This window comes from Janthinobacterium longum (assembly GCF_051380735.1).
In the GTDB taxonomy this organism is placed as follows: Bacteria; Pseudomonadota; Gammaproteobacteria; order Burkholderiales; family Burkholderiaceae_D; genus Janthinobacterium.
The window spans coordinates 244,985-270,454 of the sequence record NZ_JBNYXQ010000004.1; the positions used below are offsets into that span (position 1 = coordinate 244,985).

Consider the following 25,470-nt stretch of genomic DNA (forward strand, 5'->3'; position numbering starts at 1 on the left):
GAGACAGGAGAAGCAGATGCGCCAGTACAGTATCTTGAAAACCACCATCGCCGCCGCCGTCATGCTGACGTTCAGCATGGCTGCTGTACAGGCCCAGGCCCAGGAAGTGGTCCGCCTGGGCAACTTGAAGTTCGCCCATTACGGCGCCGTGTCGTATATCAAGGAAATCGCGCCCAAGTGCGGCATCAAGGTCGAAGAGCATATTTTCGCCAAGGGCCTGGATGTGATGCAGGCGATTATCGCCGGCGAACTGGACGTGGGCGCGACGGCCTCCGAGGCGGCCATTTCCGGGCGTGCCGGCGGTGCGCCCATCTATGTGGTGGCCGGCTTTGCCAAGGGTGGCGCGCGGCTGGTGGGTGGGGTGGGGCAGAAGATTGCCGGTGTCAAGGACCTGAAAGGCAAGCGCGTGGGCGTAACGCGCGGCGGCATCCAGGAAGTGCTGCTGCTGGCCGAGCTGTCGCAGGCGGGACTGACGTATTCGGAAACCAAGGGCAAGGACGTGCAGCTGGTGTTCCTCGCCTATGCGGACCTGAACCAGGCGCTGATGGGCAAGAATATCGACGCCATGATGCAGTCGGAGCCGCAATCGTCGCAGGCCATCAACAAGGGTTTTGGCACCGAAGTGATCAAACCCTATGACACGCCGATTGGCGAGCCGGTGCGCACCATGGTGATGACGGAAAAGTTCTACAAGGAACGCCGTCCGGTGGCCGAGAAATTCATGCGCTGCTTTGTCGAGGCCACCAAGACCTTTATCGACAACAAGCCGACGGCCGAAAAATACGTGCGCGAAGTGGTGTTCCGTGGCCAGATCACCAAGGATGACTTCGACGATGCGATCAGCAATTCGCCGTATTCCTACGACATCACGCCCGAGCATATCCAGACCACTACCGACGTGATGGTGAAAACCGGCGTGGGTCGCATGAGCAAACCGCCGGTGGCCAAAGACTGGGTCAAGACGGACTTGCTCGACCAGGCCAAGAAAAGCCTGAACGTTAAGTAAGGGCATTCAGGCCGACCGTCTGCGCGCAGTTCAACGCTTGGCGGCGGCCGCCAGGATCACTTCGGCTACCTGTTTTGGCTGCGACAGCATCGGCACGTGGCTGGTTTGCAGCACGGTGGTGGTGGCATTGATCTTCTTCGCAAATGCCTGCTGCAGTTCCGGCGCGATCATGCGGTCCTTGCCGGCCACGATGTAATAGCTGGGCTTGTTTTTCCAGGCAGCCACGGTGGTCTTGTCGGCAAACGCCTTGCCGTGGATCGGTCCCTGGGTAGCGGCCATCAAGCGGGTCTGGGCGGCGGGCAGGTCCTGGGCGAAATTGACCCTGACCGATTCTGCCGGCAGATACAGGAAACCGGCAGCGTCCGCTGTCAGGGTGGCGATGCCCGGCGGCGTCGGATAGTCCTTGCCCAACTCTCCCGATGCCTCGCCTTCGGATGGCGCGAAGGCCGCCACGTAGACCAGCGCCTTGACCTTGTCGCTGGTGCCTGCTTGCGTGATGACGGTGCCACCCCAGGAGTGGCCCACCAGGATCACGCGGCCGGTCTGGGCATCGATCACGCGCTGGGCGGCGGCCACATCGTCAGCCAGGGAGGTCAGCGGATTTTGCACGGCCACCACTTTCAAGCCCTTGGCCTGCAGCAAGGGAATCACCTTGTCCCAGCTGGAACCGTCTGCAAACGCGCCATGCACCAGCACCACGGTGGTGTCGGCATTTTGTTGTGCAGGCGCGGCCGCATGGACGGGAGCAAATGCGGCGCCCGAGGCGATGGCGGCGGCAAGCAGGGAAGCTTTGAAAGGGATGGACGACATGGAAGGATTCCTTTTTTTATAGCTCACTATTATTTAGTGAGCTAAGTAATTGATAAAAAAAATGACTGGTGAGATCGACCTGGCCTTCTTGTCTGAAGCTGTGCAGCCAGTCGACGCAAGAAGAATAGCGCACTAATAATTAGTGCGCAATATATTTTTAAAGAAAGTTGACCGGGCTTGCGCCCTCAGGTGCCCAGCCTGGCGTTCAGCTTGCGCAAGCCTTCCATCATGACCTCGAATTCCGGTGCGATCACGCTGCAGTTGTCGGCAATCGCCTGATCGATGACGCTGCTGGCCTGGCGCAGCTGGCGGCCGGCCGGCGTCAGGGTCAGCACGCGGTTGCGCTCGTCGCGCGGATCGCGCTGGCGCAGCAGATAACCTTCCGCTTCAAGCCGCTTGACCAGCGGCGTAATCGAGCCGGAATCTTGCTGCAGGCGCTCGGCCAGGTCCTTGATGCCCAGGCCTTCCTGGTCCCACAGCACCAGCATGACCAGGTATTGCGGATACGTCAGACGGATGGCGGCCAGCATCGGCTTGTAGAGCTGCGTCATTTTCAGCGAGGTGGCATAGAGCTGGAAACACAATTTATCGTCGAGGCTGGAGGAGGGCATGGCAAGGCAATCAGAAAGCGGGGGTGGCGCCAGCCTAACGATAATCGGCGCGTTTGGCAAATTCAGCAATATCCCGCAATGCCCGGCAAGCTTGCCGTGCCGTGCTGCAGGAAGATTCGCGAAATCTTGAGAGCAGGCCACCCGGTCCAGCCTCAGGCGCGATATCATGGCAGGCTATTTCGCATTGCGCGCCAGCGCTGCCGGCAGCCGTGGGTGCTGCTGCGCGATTCGCGCTGGCCGGCTATGGTGTAAACTTAAAACATGCAGACTTATTTCTTTTTCCTTGCCGCCCTGGCGTATGCGGTATGCGCGTTTCTTCCCTCGTCGCAGGGCAGGCTGATCGCCGCGCTGACCGGCCTGGCCTGGCTGTCGCACGGCGCCACCCTGTGGTTCGACCTGATGGCGCCCGGTACCTTGCGTTTCGGTTTTTCCGCCATGCTGTCGGCCGCGCTGTGGGTATCGGTGGGCGCCTACTGGATAGAGAACCGCAATTTCAGCCTCGACGGCTTGCGCCGCATGGTCATGCCCTGCGCCGTGCTGGCGCTCGTCCTGGCCTGGGCCTTTCCCGGTAACCAGGTGGTACTGGAAGGCAAATCGGCTGTGTTCGGCTGGCATATCACGGTGGCGGTGCTGGCCTACAGCACTCTGACGATTGCCGCTTTTCACGCCGTGCTGATGGCGCTGCAGGAGTCGCGTCTGCACACGCGCAGCGAGCGGCGCGGCTTTTTTTCGGGTGCGCTGGACCAGTTGCCAGCCCTGTTGACGATGGAAAAGTTGCTGTTTCGCATGATAGGACTGGGTTTTATTTTGCTGAGCCTGACCGTGCTGTCGGGCATCGTGTTTTCTGAGCAATTATTTGGCAAGGCCCTGACCTGGGATCACAAGTCGGTATTTACCATGCTGTCGTGGCTGCTGTTTGCCGTGCTGCTGGCCGGACGGCGCTTTCGCGGCTGGCGCGGCAAGACGGCGCTGACATTTACCCTGGCCGGCTTTGCCACCTTGCTGCTGGCCTATGTCGGCAGCCGTTTTGTACTGGAAGTGGTTTTGCACCGAGGAGTTTTATGACCCGTATTTTGTTTTGGCTGGCGCTGGTGTTCCTGGTGGTGTTCGCGATCCGCAGCAAGATTCGCAGCGTGCAGCAGCGTGCCCAGCAGCAGCAACGGCAGCAGCCCAATCCCTTTACTCCGCCCGGCCGCGTTGCCGAGCTGCCCGACGCCGAGCTGATGCTGTGCTGCGCCCACTGCGGCGTGTATTACCCGGCCTCCGAAAACGTGCAGGCCAAGGGCCACGACTACTGCAGCCACGCGCACGCCACTGTGTAACGACACTGGTCGTTTTCTTCCCGCATTGCTCATCCGTATCGTAACGCCCTCGGCCAGCGGCCAGGCGTAGCATGGTCGTGTCACGCTTAATTGTCGTGCTTGACCGCAGTCCTTGCTGAAAGGATCACCATGCCCAGCTTGCGTACCGGGGCCACCGCCGGCCATCTTGCGCCCATTGCATCAGCGCCGCAGCTGAGCGGCAGTTCGGCCGCCATGCAGGCATTGAGGGCGCAGATCGCGCGTATTGCCACTGCCAGGGCGCCGGTGGCGATCCGTGGCGAATCGGGCAGCGGCAAGGAGCTGGTGGCGCGCGCCATCCACGCCCAGGGCGCGCGCGCCGATGGCCCTTTTATTGCCGTCAATTGCGGCGCCATTCCCGAGGCGCTGGTGGAAGCGGAGTTGTTTGGCAGTCGTCCGGGTGCCTACACGGGCGCGCTGCATGAACGCCAGGGCCTGTTCCAGGCAGCCGACGGCGGCAGCCTGCTGCTCGACGAGGTCGATGACCTGCCTTTGGTGATGCAGGTCAAGCTGCTGCGCGCGCTGCAGGAGCGCCGCGTGCGCAAACTCGGTGGCAGCGCCGATGAGGCGGTCGACGTGCGCATCTTGTGTGCCAGCCAGCATGGGCTGGCGCGCGGCGTGGCCGCCGGCACGTTTCGCCAGGATCTGTATTACCGCCTGAACGTGATCGAACTGGCGGTGCCGCCCTTGCGCGAGCGGCTGGGCGACTTGCCGGCCCTTTGCGAGGCGATCCTGGCGCGGCTGGCGCCACGGCAAGGCATACGCCTGGCGCCGGCGGTACTGGCGGCGCTGGCGCGCCATGCTTTTCCCGGCAATGTGCGCGAACTGGAAAACCTGCTGGAGCGGGCGCTGGCCTTTGCCGAGGGCGGCATGATCACGGTCGATGGGCTGGGCTTGCCTGTAGCTGCATCTGCGCCCGCGCCTGCGCCAGTAACGGCCTTGCACGCCGGCTTGCCCGGCCGCCAATTGCCGCTGCCCGGCATGGCGCACGGTGGGGTGCCCATCGTGCCGCTGCAGCTGTTCCTGCTGCAAACCGAGCGCGAGATGATCTTGCAGGCACTGGCGCAGACGCACTACCACCGCGCACGGGCGGCGCGGCAACTGGGTATCAGCGTGCGCCAGCTGCGCTACCGCATGCAAAAATTACAACTGCGCGAACCCCCGGGCTGAGCCGAAAAAGCCGGTGCCGGGATGGCAGCGGCGCGGTAGATTATAATGCCGGTCCCGGTTTGGTTGCGGTCCGCAGCGGCCTGCGTTAGTGCTTACTATGCGGGTGCCGGGCCTGTTATCCATGCCCTGAAAAGTCAATTGAATTCGTGCAGAAAATCGTAAAAATTAAGCGGGACAGAGGCGGAAAAAGTATTGCGCCTGCCATCGATGGGTACTACAATTAGTGCATAAATTAGATGTAGTTACTAAATGTAGTGCCATCACAGATGTTTTCAGCATTAGTGTCCAGCCAGCGCCAACACCCTCTGGGTGCTCAACTGGCAATGTTGACACTGGCGGTTTATCACCCTTAGAGACATGCTTCGCGCCTATCATGGCCGTGAGGGCAGGCTGTTTTCATTTGTATCATCTGACGCCTTAATAATGTAGTTTTTATCAATCAATACCGGAAGAAGCCCGGACCATCGGGCGTTCTATTCAACCACACACGCGGCAGCAAAACTGCAGGCTGACTTTAGCTGACAACGGGAGCTTCAATGCAATCACCTCAAGATATTTCCATCCATCCAACGCCAGTACTGCCAGCGCCAGGCGCGGCGCACAGCGTGGCTAGCACCGGCGCGGCCATGGGCGACTATCGCATCATCCGCCGCAATGGTGCGGTGGTGGCATTTGAGCCTTCGAAAATCGCGATCGCCATGACCAAGGCGTTTTTGGCCGTGAGCGGTGGCCAGGGCGCCGCTTCCGCCCGCGTGCGTGAACTGGTGGAACAATTGACGGCCGGCGTGGTCGCAGCGCTGGTGCGCCGCCAGCCGGGCGGCGGCACCTTCCATATCGAAGACGTGCAGGACCAGGTTGAACTGTCGCTGATGCGTTCGGGCGAGCACGACGTGGCGCGTGCCTACGTGCTGTACCGCGCCAAGCACATGGAAGAGCGCCGTTTGCAGAAGGAAGCGCTGGGTGCTTCCGCGCAAGTGGCCGCACCGCAACTGAACGTGCTGGACAACGGCGTGCGCCGCCCGCTCGACATGCAGCAAGTGCGCGACCTGATCAACGCCGCCTGCGCCGGCCTGGAAAAGCACGTCGACGCCGACGCCATCCTGGCTGAAACCGTGAAAAACCTGTACGACGGCGTACCGGTCGAAGAACTGCACAAGTCGGCCATCCTGGCAGCGCGCGCGCTGATGGAAAAAGATCCGGCCTACTCGCAAGTGACGGCCCGCATCCTGCTGCACACGGTGCGCAAGGAAGTGTTCGGCAAGGAAGTGCCGCAAGCGGCCGCCGCCAGTGAGTACCTGAGCTATTTCCCGGCCTATATCGCCAAGGGTATTGCTGCCGAACTGCTGAACCCGGTGCTGGCCACCTTCGACCTGGAACGCCTGGCAAAAGCCATCGTGGCCGACCGCGACCTGCAATTCGGCTATATCGGCCTGCAAACCCTGTACGACCGCTACTTCCTGCACATCCGTGACGTGCGCATCGAAATGCCGCAGGCGTTCTACATGCGCGTGGCCATGGGCCTGGCCCTGAACGAATCGGACCGCGAAGCGCGCGCCATCGAGTTCTACAGCCTGTTGTCCTCGTTCGACTTCATGAGCTCGACGCCGACCCTGTTCAACTCGGGCACCTTGCGCTCGCAACTGTCGTCGTGCTACCTGAGCACCGTGTCCGATGACCTCGAAGGCATCTATGACGCCATCAAGGACAACGCGCTGCTGGCCAAATATGCAGGCGGCCTGGGCAATGACTGGACGCCAGTGCGCGCCCTGGGCGCCCACATCAAGGGCACCAACGGCAAGTCGCAAGGCGTGGTGCCGTTCCTGAAAGTGGTCAACGACACGGCCGTGGCCGTGAACCAGGGCGGCAAGCGCAAGGGCGCCGTTTGCGCCTACCTGGAAACCTGGCACATGGATATCGAGGAATTCCTCGACCTGCGCAAGAACACGGGCGACGATCGCCGCCGCACCCACGACATGAACACGGCCAACTGGATTCCCGACATGTTCATGAAGCGCGTGATGGAAAAAGGCGAGTGGACCCTGTTCTCGCCATCGGAAACGCCGGACCTGCACGACAAGGTCGGCAAGGCTTTCGAGACGGCTTACCTGGGCTACGAAGCGAAAGCGGCGGCCGGCGAAATCCGTTCGTTCAAGAAGATCGCCGCACTGGACCTGTGGCGCAAGATGCTGTCGATGCTGTTTGAAACCGGCCACCCATGGATCACCTTCAAGGACCCATGCAATATCCGCAGCCCGCAGTCGCATGTCGGCGTGGTCCACAGCTCGAACCTGTGCACGGAAATCACCCTGAACACCAGCGCCGATGAAATCGCCGTCTGCAACCTCGGTTCCGTCAACATGCCGGCGCACATGAAAGAAGGCAAGCTCGACCACGTCAAGCTGGCCAAGACCGTGCGTACCGCCATGCGCATGCTCGACAACGTGATCGACATCAATTACTACGCCGTCGACAAGGCGCGCAATTCGAACATGCGCCACCGTCCGGTCGGCATGGGCATCATGGGCTTCCAGGATTGCCTGCACATGATGCGCATCCCGTTCGCCTCGAACGAAGCCGTGTCGTTTGCCGATACTTCGATGGAAGCGGTGTGCTACTACGCCTACCTGGCTTCGACCGAACTGGCCGAAGAACGCGGCCGCTACGAGTCGTACGCAGGTTCCTTGTGGGACCGCGGCATCCTGCCACAGGATTCCGTCAAGTTGCTGGCGGAAGAGCGCGGCGGCTACCTGGAAGTCGATACCTCGTCGGCGATGGACTGGACGCCGGTGCGCGAACGCATCGCCAAGTTCGGCATGCGCAATTCGAACTGCGTGGCGATCGCTCCGACGGCCACCATTTCGAACATCATCGGCGTATCGGCCTGTATCGAGCCGACGTTCCAGAACCTGTACGTGAAATCGAACCTGTCGGGCGAATTCACCGAGATCAACGGCTACCTGGTGCGCGACCTGAAGGCACGCGACCTGTGGGATGAAGTCATGATCTCGGACCTGAAATACTTCGATGGTTCGCTGGTGAAAATCGACCGCATTCCGCAAGACCTGCGCGATATCTACGCCACCGCCTTTGAAGTGTCGCCGAGCTGGCTGGTGGAAGCCGCATCACGCCGCCAGAAGTGGATCGACCAGGCGCAATCGCTGAACATCTACATGGCTGGCGCATCGGGCAAGAAACTGGACGAAACGTATAAACTGGCATGGCTGCGCGGCCTGAAAACCACCTACTATCTGCGCACCATCGCCGCCACCCACATGGAGAAATCAACCTCCAAAACTGGCGCCCTGAACGCCGTGGCAGTTGACGGCGGCATGTCGGCCAGCGCACAAAGTGCCCAGGCAGCGAGTGTGGCGGCGGCAGCCGTCGCCGTGGCGCCAGTGGCGATTGCCGCCGCGGCGGATGATGCGGATGGCGAAGCTTGCTACCTGCGTCCTGGTGATGACGGCTTTGAAGAGTGCGAAGCCTGCCAATAAGTTTGAGTGGTCAGCCCGGCAGCGCCGGGCTGAATATTGTGAATAGCTGCATTTCAAGAGAGAAATAATTATGTCCTTATCCTGGGATGATGAAACCACGCCGGCAGTCGTGCCGCGTCCGGCGCAGCAAGCGCCACTGGGCAATACCGAATTGAACCTGCCAGCCGGCGCCGAGCCGTCCGAAGCGAACGCCGAGCAGGTAGCGCGCCGCGTCAATGCCGACGACAAGCGCATCATCAACGGCAAGACCGACGTCAACCAGCTCGTGCCGTTCAAGTACAAATGGGCCTGGGACAAATACCTGGCCGGCTGCGCCAACCACTGGATGCCGCAGGAAGTGAACATGCAGCGCGATATCGAGCTGTGGAAAAACCCGAACGGCCTGACGGAAGACGAACGCCGCCTGGTGAAACGCAACCTGGGCTTTTTTGTGACCGCCGACTCGCTGGCTGCCAACAATATCGTGCTGGGTACTTATCGCCACATCACGGCGCCGGAATGCCGCCAGTACCTGCTGCGCCAGGCTTTCGAGGAAGCGATCCATACCCACGCCTACCAGTACATCGTGGAGTCGCTGGGCCTGGATGAAGCCGAAATTTTCAACGCCTACAACGAAGTCAAGTCGATCCGCGACAAGGATGAATTCCTGATTCCGTTCATCGACATGCTGACCGACCCGACGTTTACTACCGGCACGACGGAAAACGACCAGAAGCTGCTCAAGTCCCTGATCGTGTTTGCCTGCCTGATGGAAGGCCTGTTCTTCTACGTCGGCTTTACGCAGATCCTGGCGCTGGGCCGCCAGAACAAGATGATGGGCGCCGCCGAGCAGTACCAGTACATCCTGCGCGACGAATCGATGCACTGCAACTTCGGCATCGACCTGATCAACACCATCAAGATGGAAAACCCGCAGCTGTGGACGGCTGCATTCCGCGAAGAGATCAAGGCGCTGTTCCTGCGCGCCGTTGACCTGGAATATGCGTATGCCGAAGACACCATGCCACGCGGCGTGCTGGGCCTGAATGCGCCGATGTTCAAGGGGTACCTGCGCTTTATCGCCAACCGCCGCGCCCAGCAGATCGGCCTTGAGCCACTGTTCGCGCAAGAGGAAAATCCATTCCCGTGGATGAGCGAGATGATCGACATGAAGAAAGAACGCAACTTCTTCGAAACGCGCGTGACGGAATACCAGACCGGCGGCGCGCTGAATTGGGAATAAACTGCTTTGCCTTCAAAAAAACCCCGCCAGCTGGAGTCCAGCTGGCGGGGTTTTTTCATGACACGCCGGCGTTTACTGCAAGCCGCCTGCGCTGATGAAATGCTGGCGTGCAAAGGCCAGCAACTGGCCATCGGAAGGATGATCGACCGTTTCCACCGCCTTGATCTTGTCGGCAATTGCCGCTGCATTGGTGCCCACGTGCTTGACAAAGGCGGTCTTTTCGCCACCCGGCCCGACCACCAGGATCTGCTGGCTGTCTTTCAGCGCGTCCGCGATATCGTTGTAGAAGCGCGTGTTGTCATCTTCGCTGGCGTGGCTGTCGCCGTGCTTGATGTGCGGGTGGGCATGCGTCGAGTGCGTTTTCAGTGATTCGGATTCGGAAGCGTCCTTGTCGAAATGGATGACATGGGCTTTGACATGGTCGAGCCAGACGACGGTGTTGTTGAGTGACATGGGAAACTTTCGTTGGGTTGCGTGAGGACGCCTTGGCGCCACAGGGGGTAGCATGCCGTCCGGACGTCTCCGGGCAATTCGGCAACTCGTTCATGGTAGGCGCACGGCCCATGCTGATCGGTACGCTAACTCACGGAGCGGCCATGTACTGGCGCTTGCTGCGCTGCGCTGTCACCGAGCTGCCGACCGACGCCGCGACGATCAGCACGATCGCCAGCCATTGCATGGCGCTCAGGTACTCTCCCAACAGCAGCAGCGCCAGCAGGGCCGCCACGGCCGGCTCCATGCTGGCCATGATGCCGAAAGCCTGCGGCGACAATCGTTTCAGGGCCACCATCTCGAGCGAGATCGGGATCGCGCTGGAAATCAGCGCCACGCCCAACCCGGTGGCCAGTATCAGCGGCGACAACAGCGCGCTGCCCGCATGCGCCACGCCGACCGGCACCACCACCAGCGCAGCCACGAACAGGCCCAGCGAGACCGAATGGCCCGCATGCAGATGGCTGGCGCGCTTGCCGAAGATAATGTAGGTGGCCCAGAACACGGCGGCGCTCAAGGCGCACAGCACGCCGGCGGGATCGAGCGTGCTGAGATCATGGCCCAGTGGCAGCAGCAGTCCCAGTCCGCTCGCCGCCAGCAGCACCCAGGCAAAGTCCAGCGGGCGGCGCGAGGAAAACAGCGCCACGGCCAGCGGACCGGCAAATTCGATCGCCACCGCAATCCCGAACGGGATGGTGCGCAAGGACATATAAAACGACAGATTCATCGCGCCCAGCGCCGCGCCATACAGGGCCACCGTGCGCGCGTCGGCAGCGCTCAAGGCCCAGCGCCACGGGCGCCAGAACAGCAGCAGCAACAGCGCTGAAAAACCAACGCGTACGGCCGTCGTGCCCTGTGCACCGACCACGGGGAACAGCGAGTGCTTGGCCCACGAGGTGCCAAGGCCAAGCGCGGTGACAGCGCCCAGAATGGCCAGCATGGGGATAAAAGATGTGTGGCGTGACATGGTCGATGCGATGGCGGCAGAGTGTGGAATTTTAGTGCAAAAAAATGCTGGGCATGAGGGCAAATCGCGTGTGAAGTTGTGCCACCATGATCCGCCTAATGAGCTTGTACGGCGCGTGCAAATATCGGTAGCTCCGCAGCCAAACCGGCCATTTGCTGCAGCTTTGTACGTTAGCACGCCTATCCCTGCAAAAAAGCCCTTGAAAACGTATCGTGCCGGTTGCGCATGGACAAGGTTTTCGTGTACTTTAGGACGATTGCAAATACGAGTGGTAGTATGCGGGGTTTTTTGACCAGCGCGACGCCAGCAAAAGCTCGCAAACCAGGGATACAGATTTACACGGATATGCACAAAACCACACCGTTTTCGTCTGCCGCCGTGCCCGAATTTTTTCAGGCATGGCGGTTTTTTATTTGATGATACGCAGTGGTGGCGAACGCGATGCGAGGAGCGGAACAAACGCACGGCATCGAAAACGAAACACCCGAATTCAGACTTTGCCACCAGCTGCGAGATAGAGCAGGGTGGCACCGACGATGGCTGAAGTGCTGCAAACGTGAGGAGTTGCAGCAGTTCAGCTGGTGCCGAATTCATTAGCGCAAACGACCGTTTGTGCCGATGAATAATTCGCCTGGCCTATCCCTGTGGTGGGTTGGACGGGTTTAAATCTTGTAGCTTAAATTTTTCATCTCAGATGAAGGAGAGACAAATGGCAACAGCCGCTAAGAAATCAGAAGTAAAGAAACCAGCCGCCAAAGCTGCCCCTGCCGCGAAAACGCCAGCAGCCGCAGCCAAGCCGGTTGCCGCCAAACCTGCAGCAACTAAAGCTGCAGCAAAACCAGCCGCCAAGCCAGCAGCCAAAGCCGCAGCAAAACCAGCAGCCAAACCAGCAGCCAAACCAGCAGCCAAACCAGCAGCCAAACCAGCAGCGAAGGCAGCCGCCAAGCCGGTAGCGAAACCTGCTGCCAAAGCGGCAGCCAAGCCGGCAACGAAGGTTGCCACTAAAGCCGCAGCGAAACCTGCCGCCAAACCAGCAGCAAAGGTTGCCACTAAAGCAGCCGCCAAGCCAGCGGCGAAGGTTGCCACCAAAGCCGCAGCCAAGCCAGTAGCGAAAGCAGCATCGAAACCTGCAGCCAAGCCGGCGGCCAAAGCAGCAGCTAAACCTGCCGCCAAGCCAGCAGCGAAACCTGCAACCAAGCCAGCGGCCAAAGCAGCAGCCAAGCCAGCAGCGAAGGTTGCAACCAAAGCCGCAGCGAAACCTGCCGCCAAGCCAGCAGCCAAAGCTGCGACCAAGGCAGTCGCCAAACCAGCGGCAAAAGCGGCAGCGAAACCTGCGGCCAAGGTTGCAACTAAAGCAGCAGCGAAACCTGCAGTGAAATCCGCAGCGAAGGCAGCCGCCAAGCCAGCAGCGAAACCTGCGGCGAAAGCAGCAGCAAAACCTGCAGCCAAGCCTGCGACGAAGGTTGCAGCGAAAGCTGCCGCGAAACCTGCGGCCAAGCCAGCAGCCAAAGTTGCAGCAAAACCAGCGGCCAAGCCGGCAGCTAAAGTCGCGGCCAAGCCAGCAGCGAAGGTTGCAACTAAAGCAGAAGCCAAACCGGCAGCGCAAGCTGCGGCCAAGGCAGCAGCCAAGCCAGCGGCGAAACCTGCGGCCAAAGCAGCAGCAAAACCGGCTGCCAAGACAGCCGCCAAGCCAGCAGCCGCTCCGGCCGCAGCAGCGCCGGTAGCCGCAGCAGAACCTGCAGTTGCAGCGCCTGCCGCAGCCAAGCCGGCAGCCAAAAAGGCTGCGCCTAAAAAGGCCGCGCCGAAAGCGGAAGCGGCCAAACCGGCAGCGCCGATCGCACCCGTAGCAAAAACCGTGTTGGCACCTGCCGCAGCCTGGCCATTCCCAACCAGCACCCGCCCATCGTAATGTGACGAAGCGGGTGCCTGGATGAGGCAACACGCCGCTGTGTGATCATCACACAGCGGTTTTTTTTTGGAGAATTTGTTGTGCTGATCACTATCCTTACATTGATCGTTGATACCATTGCCACGCTGCTGGGCGGCGTCTTGCTGCTGCGCTTCTGGATGCAGGCCGTGCGCGTGCGTCCGCCGTCGTCGGTGGCGCAGTTCACCTTTCAATTGACCGACTGGCTGGTGCGCCCGCTGCGCCGCATCGTGCCGGGCGTGGGCGGCTACGACTGGGCCAGCCTGATCGGCGCTTTCGTGATCGTGCTGCTGGCCACCTGCATCTGGTTTATCGCCGGCCTGTCGGTCGAGGCGGTGCTGCTGAAAGCCCTGCAGCGCTTTCTGCAATGGATACTGTACGGTTTCATGGCGCTGCTGATCATCGAGGCGATCTTCAGCTGGGTCAACCCGCATGCGCCGCTGGCGCCATTCGTACGAGCCCTGAACGAGCCACTGCTGCGTCCGATTCGCAAGGTGGTGCCACTGGTGGGCAGCCTGGATTTGTCGCTGCTGGTGGCGTTGATACTGCTGCAGATCGCGCAGATGCTGGTGGGGATGATTTTTGTGCTGGGCAGATGATGCAGGTAGTACTGGGGTCAGACCCTCAATGCCGCAAACTCAGAGTTCATTGCTAGCGGGCGAGGGGGTCTGACCCCGGCCTTAACGGGGTTCGCCGGTTCAATAGCGGTAACCGAACGCCGCTTCAAACTGGTCAGCGATGCTTTCCGCCGTAAACACATGGTTTTGCGCGCCCTGGGTGGCGATCTTGATGGCGCCCAGCAGGCTGGCCAGGCGACCGCTGGTTTCCCAGCCCAGGCCGTTAGTGATGCCGAACAGCAAGCCGGCACGGTAGGCGTCACCGCAGCCGGTCGGGTCCAGCACTTCTCTGGCGGCCACGACAGGAATGTCGATGCGCTTGCCGTCCGTATAAATTTCCGAACCATGTTCACCGCGCGTGACGATCAGCGCTTCGAGGCGGCTGGCGATTTCCGGCAGGGTCAAACCCGTGCGTTCCATCAACATTTCCATCTCATAATCGTTGGCTGACACATAGGTCGCCTTGTTGATGAAGTCGATCAATTGTTCGCCATTGAAGCGCGGCAATTGCTGGCCCGGATCGAACATGAAGGGAATGCCCAGCTCGGCCAGGTCGGCGGCGTGCTTGAGCATACCCTGGTCGCCGTCCGGCGAAATGATGGCGACGCGTGCAGGGCCGGCGCTGGCGATCGGGTTTTCATGCGCGAACGACATGGCGCCCGGGTGGAAGGCATTGATCTGGTTGTTGTCGCAGTCGGCGGTGACGAAACACTGCGCGTTGTAGCTGTCGGCCTTGATCAGGATATTGGCGGTGGAAATGCCCAGCTTTTGCAGGCGCTCCAGGTAAGCGGCGCTGTCCTGGCCCATCACGCCGACGATGCGCGGGTCGCCGCCCAGCATTTTCAGGCTGTAGGCGATATTGCCGGCGCAGCCGCCGAACTCGGTGCGCATGGTGGGCACCAGGAACGAGACGTTCACCTTGTGCAACTGGTCGGCCAGCAGCGATTCGCCGAAACGGCCCGGGAATTGCATGATGGTGTCGGTGGCGAGCGAGCCGCAGATCAATGAAGTTTTGGTCATGTGAGTGTCAGTCAAGGGTAAAAGATGGCGATACGGTAGCCGGACGCCGCGAGCTGGTCCAGGGTGAAATACAGTTTGATGTTCTGCTCCGAGCGCGGCGCAAAGCCCTTGGCGACATCGGTGCCCGCTGGCAGGTAATCGCGCGGCGCCACCACGCGGCGCAGCACGGGTTTGCCATCGTCGTCGTTAAGTAGCAGCTCGATGTGTGGCCATGCTTGCGCGCTGCGGCCCAGGTTGCGCAACTGCGATATGTAGGAAAAGCGGCCTGGCGCGAGCGTTTGCAATTCACCCTGCTCGATGGCCAGCGCTTCGATCTGCGCCGGCAGGTCGACCTGGCAGCCGCTTGCCGAGCACAGCGCGGCAAGTGCCGGCTTAAACTGCGGAAACTGCGCTGCCAGAGGATTGCGGAAGGTGGTCATCACCTGCAGCAGCAACAGCAGCAACAAGGCCACCGCGCCGGCCGCCATTGCCACGCGCATGGCCTTGCCGCTCTGTTCGCGGCGCCGGACCTGGGTCACGAAGGCGGGCTCTTCAACTGGCGGCAACTCCTCCAGCACATGCAGTTCATCCACCGCAGGCGTGCTGCCGGCCGGCAGGTCGAAGGAATGGTCGGCCAGCGTGGGTTCCTGGCGCGTGCCGGCCGGGGCCGCTTGCGCAGGTTTGTCCAGGCTGACTTTATATGGCTCGACTTCAGGTTTTGTTGGCGACGCGATTGCTGCCGGTGCGTCGGCCTCGAACTTCGGCTCGCGCCGGCTGTCGCGCAGATAGGTGACAAAGGCGGGCGCTTCATCGGTTTCGCGGCGGCGGAAGGGCGCCTTCGGTACGGGTAGCGCGGCCATTGCCGGCGCGGGGGCTGGCTCGGCCTCGGGTTCGACTGTTGTTGCGGGTTCGGCGCCTGTTCCAGGCGCATGGTCGATATCGAGGTCGAGCTCGATCGCTTCCTCGTCCTCTTGCACCAGGTCTTTATCGGCGTTCAGTTGCGCCGTTGCCGGCAAGATACCAAAAGGATCGAACGAGGTATCGAAGTCGAGCGTATATACCGGCTCAGCGTCGTCGCTGGTGGCGGGCTGGGGCAGGTCGGGAACATCGAGCGCCAGCAAGGGCGGCAACGATGGTGTTGCCGGTAGCGGTGCCGGGGCAACCGATGGCAACAATGCCGCGCTTGGCTCGACCAGCGCGGCATTGCCGTCAAAGACTTCCTTGCAGGTGCCACAGCGTACGATGCCCCCACGTAATTTCAACTGGTCAGCGGCGACCCGAAATATCGTGTTGCAATGGGGGCATTTGGTGGCGAGGGCCATTGCTGTGCTTACGCACCTTGCGCGCGGGGCGCAGGAGCGGCATCGCTGCCCAGGCGGCCGTGCAGGGCCACCCAGCCGTCTTGCTCGGCCCATACGCCAAGCTTGATGAATGGGGCATAAGCTGCCGCCACTTCTTCTGCCTGGCGCGCCAGCACGCCGGACAATATCAAGGCGCCGCCGTCAGCCACGCGGCCCGAGAGCATCGGCGCCATCAGTTTCAATGGGCTCGACAGGATATTGGCCACCACAATGTCAAACTTCGCCATGGCGTGTGCCGACGTGGCAAATGTATCTGGCAGGAAATATTCGATCTCGCACTGGTTGCGCTCGGCATTGTCGCGCGCCGATTCGATCGCCTGCGGGTCGATATCGACGCCGGCCACGGTCTGCGCACCCAGCTTTTTTGCAACCATCGCCAGAATGCCGGAACCGCAACCATAGTCGAGCACATTCTTGCCGGGTGCCGGATGGGCTTCCAGCCATTCCATGCACAGGCGCGTGGTCGGATGGCTGCCGGTACCGAAGGCCAGGCCAGGGTCCAGTTCCAGGATCAGTCCGTCAGGATCGGGTGCTTCGTGCCAGCTGGGCACGACCCAGATATTCTTGCCGATGTGAATTGGTGCGAACTGCGATTGCGTCAGGCGTACCCAGTCCTGCTCTTCGACCGGGCGGGTAGTGAACGCCGGCGCGTCGGCCAGGCCGATGGCGGCCGCAGCGGCTGCCACGATGGCTGCCTGGTCGGCGTCGACATCGGTCAGCGCGACCACGCGGCTGCGTTCCCACGCCGCTTCCTTAGGCTCCATGCCGGGCTCGCCAAACAGCGGCTGCTCGGCATCGGTGCCTTCGTCGGCGTCTTCCACCGACACCGACAGGGCGCCCGCTTCCATCAGCGCGTCGGACATCGCCTCGGCGTTGTCGCGGGCGATTTCGATGACGATTTCAGTCCAGCTCATGCACCCGCCTTGGCGTCCGCCTTGATTTCGGATTTCTTGGCGATGCTCGGCGGTTCACCGTGGATGTTCTTGCCCAGGTCCGGCATGTCGGCCAGCTTCTGTTCCAGGTAATGGATGTTGGTGCCGCCTTCGATAAAGCGTGCATCGATCATCAGCTCGCGGTGCAGGGCGATATTGGTGTTGATGCCTTCGACCACCATTTCGGACAGGGCGATCTGCATGCGGCGTATCGCCTGCTCGCGCGTGGCGCCGTAAGCGATCACTTTGCCGATCATCGAGTCATAGTGTGGCGGCACGTAGTAGCCGGCGTAGGCATGCGAATCGACGCGAATGCCTGGGCCGCCTGGTGCGTGCCAGGAAATGATCTTGCCTGGCGATGGCGTGAACTTGAACGGATCTTCGGCGTTGATGCGGCACTCGATGGCATGGCCCGACAGCAGCACGTCGCGCTGGCGAAAGCGCAGTTTTTCGCCGGCGGCGATGCGGATCTGTTCCTGCACGATATCGATGCCGGTGATCATTTCCGTGACCGGGTGTTCCACCTGCACGCGGGTGTTCATTTCAATGAAGTAGAACTCGCCGTTTTCATACAGGAACTCAAACGTGCCGGCACCGCGGTAGCCGATCTTGCGGCACGCTTCGGCGCAACGGTCACCGATCTTTTCGATCAGTTTGCGCGGGATGCCCGGCGCCGGTGCTTCTTCGATCACTTTCTGGTGGCGGCGCTGCATCGAGCAGTCGCGCTCGCCGAGCCAGACGGCGTTCTTGTGTTCGTCGGCGAGGATCTGGATTTCCACGTGGCGCGGATTTTCCAGGTACTTCTCCATATACACTTCAGGGTTGCCGAAAGCGGTACCGGCTTCGGTCTTGGTCATCGCCACGGCGTTGATCAGGGCCGCTTCGGTGTGCACCACGCGCATGCCGCGTCCGCCACCGCCACCGGCTGCCTTGATAATGACCGGGTAGCCGATTTTGCGGGCAATTTGCACAATCGCTTTCGGATCGTCCGGCAACGCGCCTTCCGAGCCTGGCACGCACGGCACGCCGGCCTTGATCATGGTCTGCTTGGCGGAGACCTTGTCGCCCATCAGGCGGATCGATTCGGAACGGGGTCCGATAAAGACGAAGCCCGATTTTTCGACGCGTTCGGCGAAGTCGGCGTTTTCCGACAGGAAGCCATAACCGGGGTGGATCGCTTGCGCGTCCGTCACTTCAGCGGCGCTGATAATGGCTGGCATGTTCAGGTAGCTCAGGGTCGACTGGGCCGGCCCGATGCAAACGGATTCGTCGGCCAGCTTGACGTATTTTGCGTCCTTGTCGGCTTCAGAGTGAACTACAACCGTTTTGATGCCCATTTCGCGGCAGGCGCGCTGAATACGGAGGGCGATTTCACCACGGTTGGCAATCAGGATTTTTTCAAACATGGTAGGTTCGCGTATGTCTGTGAGAGCCGGCTAGCCGGCAGAACAACAAGTGTGAGGGGCGTTAAACTGCACACGGCCGTTGCCGGCCGTGTGGACAGGGTATCAGCCGATCACGAACAGGGGTTGACCGAATTCGACCGGCTGGCCGTTTTCCACCAGGATCTGGGTCACGACGCCGGCTTTGTCGGTATCGATTTCATTGAGCAGCTTCATCGCTTCGATGATGCACAGGGTGTCGCCTTCTTTTACGGTGGAACCAACTTCAACATAAGCGGCGCTGCCAGGAGCGGACGAACGGTAGAAGGTGCCGACCATCGGCGACTTGACCACGTAGCCGGTCGGCTCGGCGGCCACTACGGGGGCTGCTGCCGGCGCAGGTGCGGCTTGCGGGGCGGTCTGGTAAGGGGCTTGCATGCCTTGCGGCTGCATCATGACCATCTGGTTTTGCGGCATGGCCGACGATTTGACGATGCGAACCTTGCTTTCGCCTTCGGTCACTTCCAGCTCTGCGATATCCGATTCGGCGACCAGGTCGATCAAGGTCTTGAGTTTTCGTAGATCCATGTGAAACCCCTAGGAATGTATTGTTTTATAAGTGGTGCGGCACGGTCAAAAAACCCGTCGCCGCGCTAATTGCATGCAGATCGCGTAGATTAACGCTTTTTAAGCGCAAAGTCGATGGCAAGCCGATATCCATCGATACCCAGCCCGCAGATCGTCCCCTGCGCGATTGCGCTCAGGAATGAGTGATGACGAAACGTTTCGCGCTGGTAAATATTTGAGATATGCACTTCCACGAACGGAATGGCTACTCCCGCCAGCGCATCGCGCAAAGCCACGCTGGTATGTGTCAGGCCACCTGGATTGATGATGATCGCGTCCACCCCTTCCGCTCGCGCGGCGTGGATACGATCGATCAGCGCCCCTTCATGGTTACTCTGGAAGCATACCAGATCGGCGCCGGCCGCCAGAGCTTGCGCCATCGCCGCCTGCTCGATATCGGCCAAGGTGCTGGCGCCATAGACCTCAGGCTCGCGCGTCCCCAGCAAATTCAGGTTGGGGCCGTTGAGCAGAAGGAGGTTTTTTGCCATGTATCGAAGACCGTTTTAGCGAAAGTTCCGCATTTTGCAGCCAAAGATACGCATTGGCAAGAGAAAAAAGCACGCTGTCGAATTTACAATTTGGCCAGGTCGGCGCGCAATTGATCGAATTTCAGGCGGCCCAGATAAGTCTTCTTGACTTCGCCGTCAGCGCCAATCAACACGGTAAACGGCAGGCCGCCCGTGGCATTGCCGAAATGGCGCGACAGATCGGTGCCGCTCATGCCCGATACATACACCGGGTAGGCGATCTTGACCTTCTCGGCAAAGGTGGCGATATTGCTGGCCGAATCGATGCCGATGCCGATGATCTGCAGGTTTTTGGCGGCAAATTCACCTTGCACTTCGGACAATTCCGGCATTTCCTGCACGCAGGGCGGGCACCATGGCGCCCAGAAGTTCACCAGCAAATTCTTGCCTTTCCATTGCGACAAGGCTTGCTTGGCGCCGGCCGCATCCGGCAGCGACAGCGCATACAGCTCATTGACGGCGGGCGAAACGGCCACTGCCGGACTCGGCTTGTCATGCTTGAGGCCCACATACGCGCCGACAGCGCCGAACAGCAAGGCCACGACGGCACAGGCAATAATATTCTTTTTAGTCATATTCATTAAGATTAAGGTTTTTGATCATTCTGCCTGAGACTTGCTCAGCAGGGTACGCAGGCCGACGATATCGGTGCGCAGCAGCTTGCCGTCCGCCTTGGGCTTGAGCGCGCCGCGCATGTCGTCGAGTTCGTACATGGCGGCATGCACGCCTTCATTTTTCCACAGGAAACTGGCCGTCTCGACCGCATCATAGCGCGGCCCCTTGAAATGCGGCGTTTCCGACATGTCCAGCACCACGTTTTTATTGAGCAGAAAAATATGGATATCCTTGGCGCTCTCGGCAAACAGCTGCAGATAGATTTCATCGTGCGGGCCGGCCGTGCCGTTGAGCACAGGGCCGCTCAATAGCGGGTGGAATTGTTGCAACGCCTCCATCACCTGCAGCGCAATCGTGCGCAGCTGGAACAGCCGCGCCGGCTGGCTGTCGGCTAGGAACAAAGCATTGTAGAGCCGCAGCTGTCCTTCGATCATCTCGTTGTCTGGCAGCACGTTGGCACCGCCTGGGGTCCCGCCCAGGATCTGGCGTGCCGCCTTGCGCTTGGCGCTGCCATAGTCGGCGCCATCCTGCGCCACCAGGCGGGCGGCAGCGGCGGCAATTTCCACGCGTAATTGCCTGGTGTCATCAAAAGCATCAGTCGTCATGAACGAGATCATACTCTGAAGCGGAAAAAACCATGGCGTCAGGTAAAATCCCACACTTACTTTTGTTTCCTGCAGTTTCCTACATTAACAAGCACGTCTTTTGCACTGATCACATGCATATTCATATCCTCGGCATTTGCGGTACCTTCATGGGCGGCCTGGCTGTCCTGGCCAAGGAAGCCGGCCATAAAGTTACCGGCTGCGATGCCAACGTCTACCCGCCGATGAGCACCCAGCTGGCAGCCCAGGGCATCGAATTGATCCAGGGCTTCGACCCGAAACAGACTGAGCTGAACCCGGATTTATATGTGATCGGCAACGTGGTCTCGCGGGGCAACCCGCTGGTCGAGGAAATCCTCAACCGCAGCCTGCCGTATGTATCGGGTCCGCAATGGATAGGCGAGCATATCCTGCGCAACAAGTGGGTACTGGCCGTGGCCGGCACACATGGCAAGACCACGACCTCGGCCATGCTGGCCTGGATACTGGAAGACGCCGGCTATGCGCCGGGCTTCCTGATCGGCGGCGTGCCGATGAACTTCGGCGTTTCCGCGCGCCTGTCGGGCACGATCGATGGCAAGAGCGCCGGGTCCGACTTTTTTGTTATCGAAGCCGATGAATACGATACGGCGTTTTTCGACAAGCGCAGCAAGTTCGTGCATTACCACGCAAAAACTGCCGTGATGAACAACCTCGAATACGATCATGCCGATATCTTCCCCGATCTGCATGCGATCGAGACCCAGTTCCACCACTTGGTACGCACCGTGCCCGGCATCGGTCGCCTGATTGTCAATGGCGATGAGGCCTCGCTGCAGCGCGTGCTGGCGCGCGGCTGCTGGAGCGAGCAGGAAACGTTTGGTCAAGACAGTTTCGGCCAGGACGCCGACTGGCAACTGACGGAACAGGAGAACGGCAGCTTCGACGTGCTGTTCAAGGGCAAGCACGAAGGCCATGTGGCATGGTCGCTGACTGGCAAGCACAACCGCAGCAATGCGCTGGCGGCAATTGCTGCCGCGCGCCACGTGGGCGTGCCGATTGCGCAAGCCTGCGATTCGCTGGCTACCTTCGAGAGCGTCAAGCGGCGCATGGAAGTGCGCGGCGTGGTCGACAATATTACCGTGTATGACGATTTTGCCCATCACCCGACGGCGATTGCCACCACCGTCGGCGGCCTGCGCCAAAAGATAGGTAAAAGCGGCCGTATCCTGGCCGTGCTGGAACCGCGTTCGAATACCATGAAGCTGGGCGCCATGAAAGATGCGCTGCCGGGCAGCCTGAAAGATGCCGACCTGGTATTCGGCTTCGGCAGCGGGCAGGCGCTGGGCTGGAGCCTGGCTGATGCGCTGGCGCCGCTGGGAAACATTGCCAGCGCTTATGAAGAAATCGATGCGCTGGTGGCAGCCGTGGCGGCAGCAGCGCGCCCCGGCGACCAGATCATCGTGATGAGCAACGGCGGCTTTGGCGGCGTGCACCAGAAGTTGCTGGAGGCCCTGGCTCGATGATTTTGTACCTGCATGGATTTCGCTCGTCGCCGCTGTCGATGAAGTCGCGCCTGCTGGCCGCGCAGATGCAGGCGCTGGGTCGTAGTGACGAATGGCGCTGCCCGCAACTGCCGGCTTCGCCGAAGCTGGCGATCGAGCTGGCACTGTCGCTGGTCAAGCATGTGCCGGCGCACGAATTGACCAGTACCTTGACGATTATCGGCTCGTCCTTGGGCGGTTATTACGCCACCTGGCTGGCCGAGCAACTGGACTGCCGTGCGGTGCTGCTGAACCCGGCCATCGTGCCGCTGCTGGACCTGGAGCAGCATGTGGGCGTGACAACAGCGTTTCATTCCGATGAGCCGTTTGAATTCAGGCGTGACTATATCGACGAGCTGCGCGGCTTTGCCGTGCCGGCGATTTCCAGGCCCGAACGCTATTTCCTGCTCGCCGCCACCGGCGACGAAGTGCTCGACTACCGCGACATGGTGGCGCATTATGCAGGGGCGAGACAGACGATCATCGACGGCAGCGACCACGGCATCAGCGAGTTTGCCGACTATCTGGTGCCGGTCCTGCAATTTTGCGGCATCGGCATGGACGCTGGCCGGTGAGGCCCGGTTCGCTGCGCCAGGCGCAATGGCATGCACATGTGAACGCCGTCAATGCGCCACCCGCCTTGCGCCACTGGCTCACTGGCGGCGGTTCGTTGACGGCCAGGCTGAAAGCCCATAGCCGCGCGTTTCGCGTGCAATGTTTGCATCAGGAAACGGCGCGCTGCCTGACGGACGAGGCGGCCATTATCGGCCTGCACCGCGCGGGCCGGGTATGGGAGCGCGAAGTGCTGCTGCGCTGCGACGGCCAGCCCGTTGTGTTTGGCCATACGGTGGTGCCGATGCAGGCCACGGCCACCGACTGGCCGCTGTTTTCCGCGCTGGGCGAACGCTCGCTGGGCACGACGCTGTTTGGCGACCGCATGGTGCGCCGCGGCGAACTGGAATTTGCGCGCCTGCGCGCCGGCCACCCTCTGGTGCAGCGGGCGCAAGCGGCGCTGGCGCTGGAAGGGCGCGCCGCACCAGGGCAGGCATTATTTTTTGCGCGCCGCTGCCTGTATCAGCGCCATCAGGGCTTGCTGCTGGTGACCGAAGTATTTCTGCCGGCGGTGCTGGAATTGGCGCCTGTCGTTGCAACTGACAAATTAATCAATAAAGCATAATAATGAATCTATTTTTTGAAGAATCCGGCGATTTCAAGGTCGGCACGGTCCTGTCGCAGGCAGGCGAGGCATATCAGGTTGAAATGGCCAGCGGCAAGCGTACCAAGGTCAAGGTCAAGGATGTGCTGCTGCAATATGAAAAGCCGGCGCCGGGCGAACTGCTTGAGCAGGCCAAGGCCGTTGCTGCCGAGATTGATCTCGATTTCCTGTGGGAAGTGGCGGGCGAAGAGGAGTTCGGCTTTGCCGAGCTGGGCGCCGAATACTTCGGCCACGCGCCGCTGCCGTTCGAAGCGGCTGGCCTGATTTTGTCGCTGCATTCGGCCCCCGTGTATTTCTACAAGAAGGGCCGTGGCCGCTACAAGGCCGCGCCCGAGGCGTCGCTGAAGGCGGCCCTGGCTGGTATCGAAAAGAAAAAACAGCAGGCGCTGGTGCAGGCTGCTTATGTGGACGAGCTCAAGCAGAATCGTTTGCCCGCTTCGATGCAATCGATGGTGCTGCAACTGCTGTTCAAGCCCGACAAGAACACCATCGAATACAAGGCGCTGGAAGCGGCCTGCAATGAACTGCATACAACTGCGCCGCGGCTGATGCTGGCCACCGGCGGCGTCGCCACGCCAAAAGAGCTGCATTTGTCGAAGTTTTTGTTTGAAAACTTCCCCAAAGGCGCCGGTTTCCCCAGCGTGCCCGTGCCGTCCGTTACCGCGAAATTGCCGCTGGCCGCTGTGGCCGCGTTTTCCATCGATGATGTGACCACCACCGAGATCGATGATGCGTTTTCGGTACAGCCTTTGCCTGATGGCAATTTCAAGGTCGGTATTCATATTGCCGCGCCGGGCCTGGGCATCCGCCCGGACGACGCAATCGACAAGATGGCGCGCCAGCGCATGTCAACCGTCTACATGCCGGGCGACAAGATCACCATGCTGCCCGACGAGATCGTCAACGCGTTTACCCTGGCCGAAGGCACGACCTGCCCGGCGCTGTCGCTGTACGCCACTCTGGATCCGAAAGCAGACTGGGCCGTGGTCAGCACGGAAACGCGCGCCGAGCTGGTGCCGATCGCCAGCAATTTGCGCCATAACCAGCTCGACGACCTGGTCAACGAAGAAACGCTGGCCAGCGGCGAAGGCGAATATCCGCACAAGGCCGACTTTGCCGTGCTGTGGCAGTGGGCCCAGCAGCTGGAACAGGGCCGCATGAAAAAGCGCGAAGGGTTTGGCCTGAAGCCCGAACAGAACAACCGCATCGATTTCAATTTCTATGTGGAAAACGATATCGTCAGCGTAGTACGCCGCAAGCGTGGCGCGCCGCTCGACAAGATCGTCGCCGAACTGATGATCTTTGCCAACAGTACCTGGGGCAAAATGCTGCACGACCATGGCGTGCCCGGCATCTACCGCAGCCAGGGTGGCGGCTCCGGCAATGGCTGGGCGGCAAAGATGCAGGTGCGCATGGTCACCCATGCGGCGCCGCACCAGGGCCTGGGCGTGGATCAATACGCGTGGAGTACCTCGCCGCTGCGTCGGTACACCGACCTGGTCAATCAGTGGCAGATCATCGCCTGCGCCGAACATGGCGTGACGGCACCGCTGGTGGCGCCGTTCAAGCCGCGCGACGCCAATCTGTTCGCCATCGTCTCGGCATTTGATGCGGCCTATGCCGCCTATGGCGACTTCCAGTCGAATATGGAACGCTACTGGTGCTTGCGCTGGCTGGCGCAGGAAGAGGCGCGCCAGGTCGATGCGGTGGTGCTCAAGGATGAGATCCTGCGCCTGGTCGATATTCCGCTGGTGATCAAGCTGCCGGGCATGCCGTCGGTGGCGCGCGGCGCGCAAGTCACGCTGGACCTGTTGCGCTGGGACGAAGTCGACCTGTCGATCGAAGCGCGCCTGCTGGAGATCGCCGCCGCGTCCGGCGATGCCGCTGCCACTGAAGAGTATGAGGAAGAAGAGGGCGCTGACGCCCAGGCCGAAGGCGATGCTGTCGAGCCTGCGAACCCGGCGGCCGAGGTCGAAATAGCCGAGGTTAAGGCGGAAGAGCCGGAAGTTCCAAAATAACAAGTCCTGTCA

24 protein-coding genes are annotated in these 25,470 nt (G+C 60.9%); 11 read left to right on the top strand and 13 right to left on the bottom strand.

Annotated features, from left to right (window positions below; translation table 11 throughout):
* The first annotated feature begins 16 nt into the window (after positions 1–16).
* Complete coding sequence (locus tag ACQ4WM_RS13865) at positions 17–1,006, top strand: ABC transporter substrate-binding protein (RefSeq protein ID WP_436547252.1); 990 nt, start codon at positions 17–19, stop codon at positions 1,004–1,006.
* A 30-nt stretch (positions 1,007–1,036) separates the two neighbouring features.
* On the opposite strand, the gene ACQ4WM_RS13870 is transcribed toward ACQ4WM_RS13865, so the two are convergent.
* Positions 1,037–1,816 carry an alpha/beta fold hydrolase gene (locus ACQ4WM_RS13870; protein WP_436547253.1) on the bottom strand — a complete coding sequence of 260 codons (780 nt, stop codon included), beginning with the start codon at positions 1,814–1,816 and terminating at the stop codon, positions 1,037–1,039.
* 185 nt (positions 1,817–2,001) lie between these two features.
* A complete protein-coding gene (locus tag ACQ4WM_RS13875) occupies positions 2,002–2,427 on the bottom strand; it encodes a MarR family winged helix-turn-helix transcriptional regulator (RefSeq protein WP_436547254.1) in 426 nt (141 codons plus the stop codon).
* Between the two features lie 261 nt (positions 2,428–2,688).
* On the opposite strand from ACQ4WM_RS13875, the gene ACQ4WM_RS13880 reads away from it, so the two are divergent.
* The 5 genes from ACQ4WM_RS13880 to ACQ4WM_RS13900 all read left to right on the top strand — a co-directional run bounded on the left by ACQ4WM_RS13880 (position 2,689) and on the right by ACQ4WM_RS13900 (position 9,650).
* Positions 2,689–3,492: a cytochrome C assembly family protein gene (locus tag ACQ4WM_RS13880; RefSeq protein WP_436547255.1), complete on the top strand. Its 804-nt coding sequence runs from the start codon at positions 2,689–2,691 to the stop codon at positions 3,490–3,492.
* Positions 3,489–3,749: a PP0621 family protein gene (locus tag ACQ4WM_RS13885; RefSeq protein ID WP_436547256.1), complete on the top strand. Its 261-nt coding sequence runs from the start codon at positions 3,489–3,491 to the stop codon at positions 3,747–3,749. Before ACQ4WM_RS13880 ends, ACQ4WM_RS13885 begins: the two co-directional genes overlap by 4 nt.
* A gap of 129 nt (positions 3,750–3,878) precedes the next feature.
* Positions 3,879–4,937, top strand: coding sequence for a sigma-54 interaction domain-containing protein (locus ACQ4WM_RS13890; RefSeq protein WP_436547257.1), 1,059 nt, complete (start codon positions 3,879–3,881; stop codon positions 4,935–4,937).
* A 536-nt stretch (positions 4,938–5,473) separates the two neighbouring features.
* Positions 5,474–8,428, top strand: coding sequence for a ribonucleoside-diphosphate reductase subunit alpha (locus ACQ4WM_RS13895; RefSeq protein WP_436547258.1), 2,955 nt, complete (start codon positions 5,474–5,476; stop codon positions 8,426–8,428).
* 70 nt (positions 8,429–8,498) lie between these two features.
* Positions 8,499–9,650, top strand: a complete 1,152-nt coding sequence (locus ACQ4WM_RS13900) for a ribonucleotide-diphosphate reductase subunit beta (RefSeq protein ID WP_436547259.1) — start codon at positions 8,499–8,501, stop codon at positions 9,648–9,650.
* 72 nt (positions 9,651–9,722) lie between these two features.
* Here ACQ4WM_RS13900 and ACQ4WM_RS13905 read toward each other — a convergent pair whose 3' ends face one another.
* The 3 genes from ACQ4WM_RS13905 to ACQ4WM_RS13915 form a co-directional block, all read right to left on the bottom strand.
* Entirely contained in the window at positions 9,723–10,103 is a 381-nt protein-coding gene (locus tag ACQ4WM_RS13905) for a translational machinery protein (RefSeq protein WP_436547260.1), read from the bottom strand.
* 130 nt (positions 10,104–10,233) lie between these two features.
* The gene (locus ACQ4WM_RS13910; protein WP_436547261.1) at positions 10,234–11,109 is read right to left on the bottom strand and encodes an EamA family transporter; all 876 of its coding nucleotides are present in this window, start codon (positions 11,107–11,109) and stop codon (positions 10,234–10,236) included.
* A gap of 690 nt (positions 11,110–11,799) precedes the next feature.
* Complete coding sequence (locus tag ACQ4WM_RS13915; RefSeq protein WP_436547262.1) at positions 11,800–12,786, bottom strand: hypothetical protein; 987 nt, start codon at positions 12,784–12,786, stop codon at positions 11,800–11,802.
* A gap of 312 nt (positions 12,787–13,098) precedes the next feature.
* On the opposite strand from ACQ4WM_RS13915, the gene ACQ4WM_RS13920 reads away from it, so the two are divergent.
* Positions 13,099–13,635, top strand: coding sequence for a YggT family protein (locus ACQ4WM_RS13920; RefSeq protein WP_436547263.1), 537 nt, complete (start codon positions 13,099–13,101; stop codon positions 13,633–13,635).
* Between the two features lie 99 nt (positions 13,636–13,734).
* On the opposite strand, the gene ACQ4WM_RS13925 is transcribed toward ACQ4WM_RS13920, so the two are convergent.
* The 8 genes from ACQ4WM_RS13925 to ACQ4WM_RS13960 all read right to left on the bottom strand — a co-directional run bounded on the left by ACQ4WM_RS13925 (position 13,735) and on the right by ACQ4WM_RS13960 (position 20,701).
* On the bottom strand, positions 13,735–14,673 hold the full coding sequence (locus ACQ4WM_RS13925) for a carbohydrate kinase family protein (protein WP_436547264.1): 939 nt from the start codon (positions 14,671–14,673) through the stop codon (positions 13,735–13,737).
* Between the two features lie 11 nt (positions 14,674–14,684).
* The gene (locus ACQ4WM_RS13930) at positions 14,685–15,974 is read right to left on the bottom strand and encodes a DUF3426 domain-containing protein (RefSeq protein WP_436547265.1); all 1,290 of its coding nucleotides are present in this window, start codon (positions 15,972–15,974) and stop codon (positions 14,685–14,687) included.
* An 8-nt stretch (positions 15,975–15,982) separates the two neighbouring features.
* On the bottom strand, positions 15,983–16,927 hold the full coding sequence (gene prmA, locus ACQ4WM_RS13935; RefSeq protein ID WP_436547266.1) for a 50S ribosomal protein L11 methyltransferase: 945 nt from the start codon (positions 16,925–16,927) through the stop codon (positions 15,983–15,985).
* Positions 16,924–18,351: an acetyl-CoA carboxylase biotin carboxylase subunit gene (gene accC / locus ACQ4WM_RS13940; RefSeq protein ID WP_436547267.1), complete on the bottom strand. Its 1,428-nt coding sequence runs from the start codon at positions 18,349–18,351 to the stop codon at positions 16,924–16,926. The genes prmA and accC overlap by 4 nt, the downstream gene beginning before the upstream one ends.
* 102 nt (positions 18,352–18,453) lie before the next feature.
* Entirely contained in the window at positions 18,454–18,915 is a 462-nt protein-coding gene (gene accB / locus ACQ4WM_RS13945) for an acetyl-CoA carboxylase biotin carboxyl carrier protein (protein WP_436547268.1), read from the bottom strand.
* Positions 18,916–19,004: 89 nt separating this feature from the next.
* Positions 19,005–19,442 carry a type II 3-dehydroquinate dehydratase gene (gene aroQ / locus ACQ4WM_RS13950; protein WP_436547269.1) on the bottom strand — a complete coding sequence of 146 codons (438 nt, stop codon included), beginning with the start codon at positions 19,440–19,442 and terminating at the stop codon, positions 19,005–19,007.
* Between the two features lie 83 nt (positions 19,443–19,525).
* Positions 19,526–20,056 (bottom strand): TlpA family protein disulfide reductase, encoded by a 531-nt coding sequence (locus ACQ4WM_RS13955; protein WP_436547270.1) that lies wholly within the window; start codon positions 20,054–20,056, stop codon positions 19,526–19,528.
* 24 nt (positions 20,057–20,080) lie between these two features.
* Positions 20,081–20,701 carry a hypothetical protein gene (locus tag ACQ4WM_RS13960; RefSeq protein ID WP_436547271.1) on the bottom strand — a complete coding sequence of 207 codons (621 nt, stop codon included), beginning with the start codon at positions 20,699–20,701 and terminating at the stop codon, positions 20,081–20,083.
* A gap of 113 nt (positions 20,702–20,814) precedes the next feature.
* Between ACQ4WM_RS13960 and mpl the strand changes: the two genes are divergently transcribed.
* From mpl to ACQ4WM_RS13980, 4 genes are read left to right on the top strand one after another with little or no spacing between them, the layout of a single operon-like run.
* The gene (mpl, locus tag ACQ4WM_RS13965) at positions 20,815–22,206 is read left to right on the top strand and encodes a UDP-N-acetylmuramate:L-alanyl-gamma-D-glutamyl-meso-diaminopimelate ligase (RefSeq protein ID WP_436547272.1); all 1,392 of its coding nucleotides are present in this window, start codon (positions 20,815–20,817) and stop codon (positions 22,204–22,206) included.
* Positions 22,203–22,799 (top strand): YqiA/YcfP family alpha/beta fold hydrolase, encoded by a 597-nt coding sequence (locus tag ACQ4WM_RS13970; protein ID WP_436547273.1) that lies wholly within the window; start codon positions 22,203–22,205, stop codon positions 22,797–22,799. Before mpl ends, ACQ4WM_RS13970 begins: the two co-directional genes overlap by 4 nt.
* Entirely contained in the window at positions 22,796–23,401 is a 606-nt protein-coding gene (locus ACQ4WM_RS13975) for a chorismate--pyruvate lyase family protein (RefSeq protein ID WP_436547274.1), read from the top strand. Before ACQ4WM_RS13970 ends, ACQ4WM_RS13975 begins: the two co-directional genes overlap by 4 nt.
* Positions 23,402–23,403: 2 nt before the next feature.
* The gene (locus ACQ4WM_RS13980) at positions 23,404–25,458 is read left to right on the top strand and encodes a ribonuclease catalytic domain-containing protein (protein ID WP_436547275.1); all 2,055 of its coding nucleotides are present in this window, start codon (positions 23,404–23,406) and stop codon (positions 25,456–25,458) included.
* Positions 25,459–25,470 lie beyond the last annotated feature (12 nt).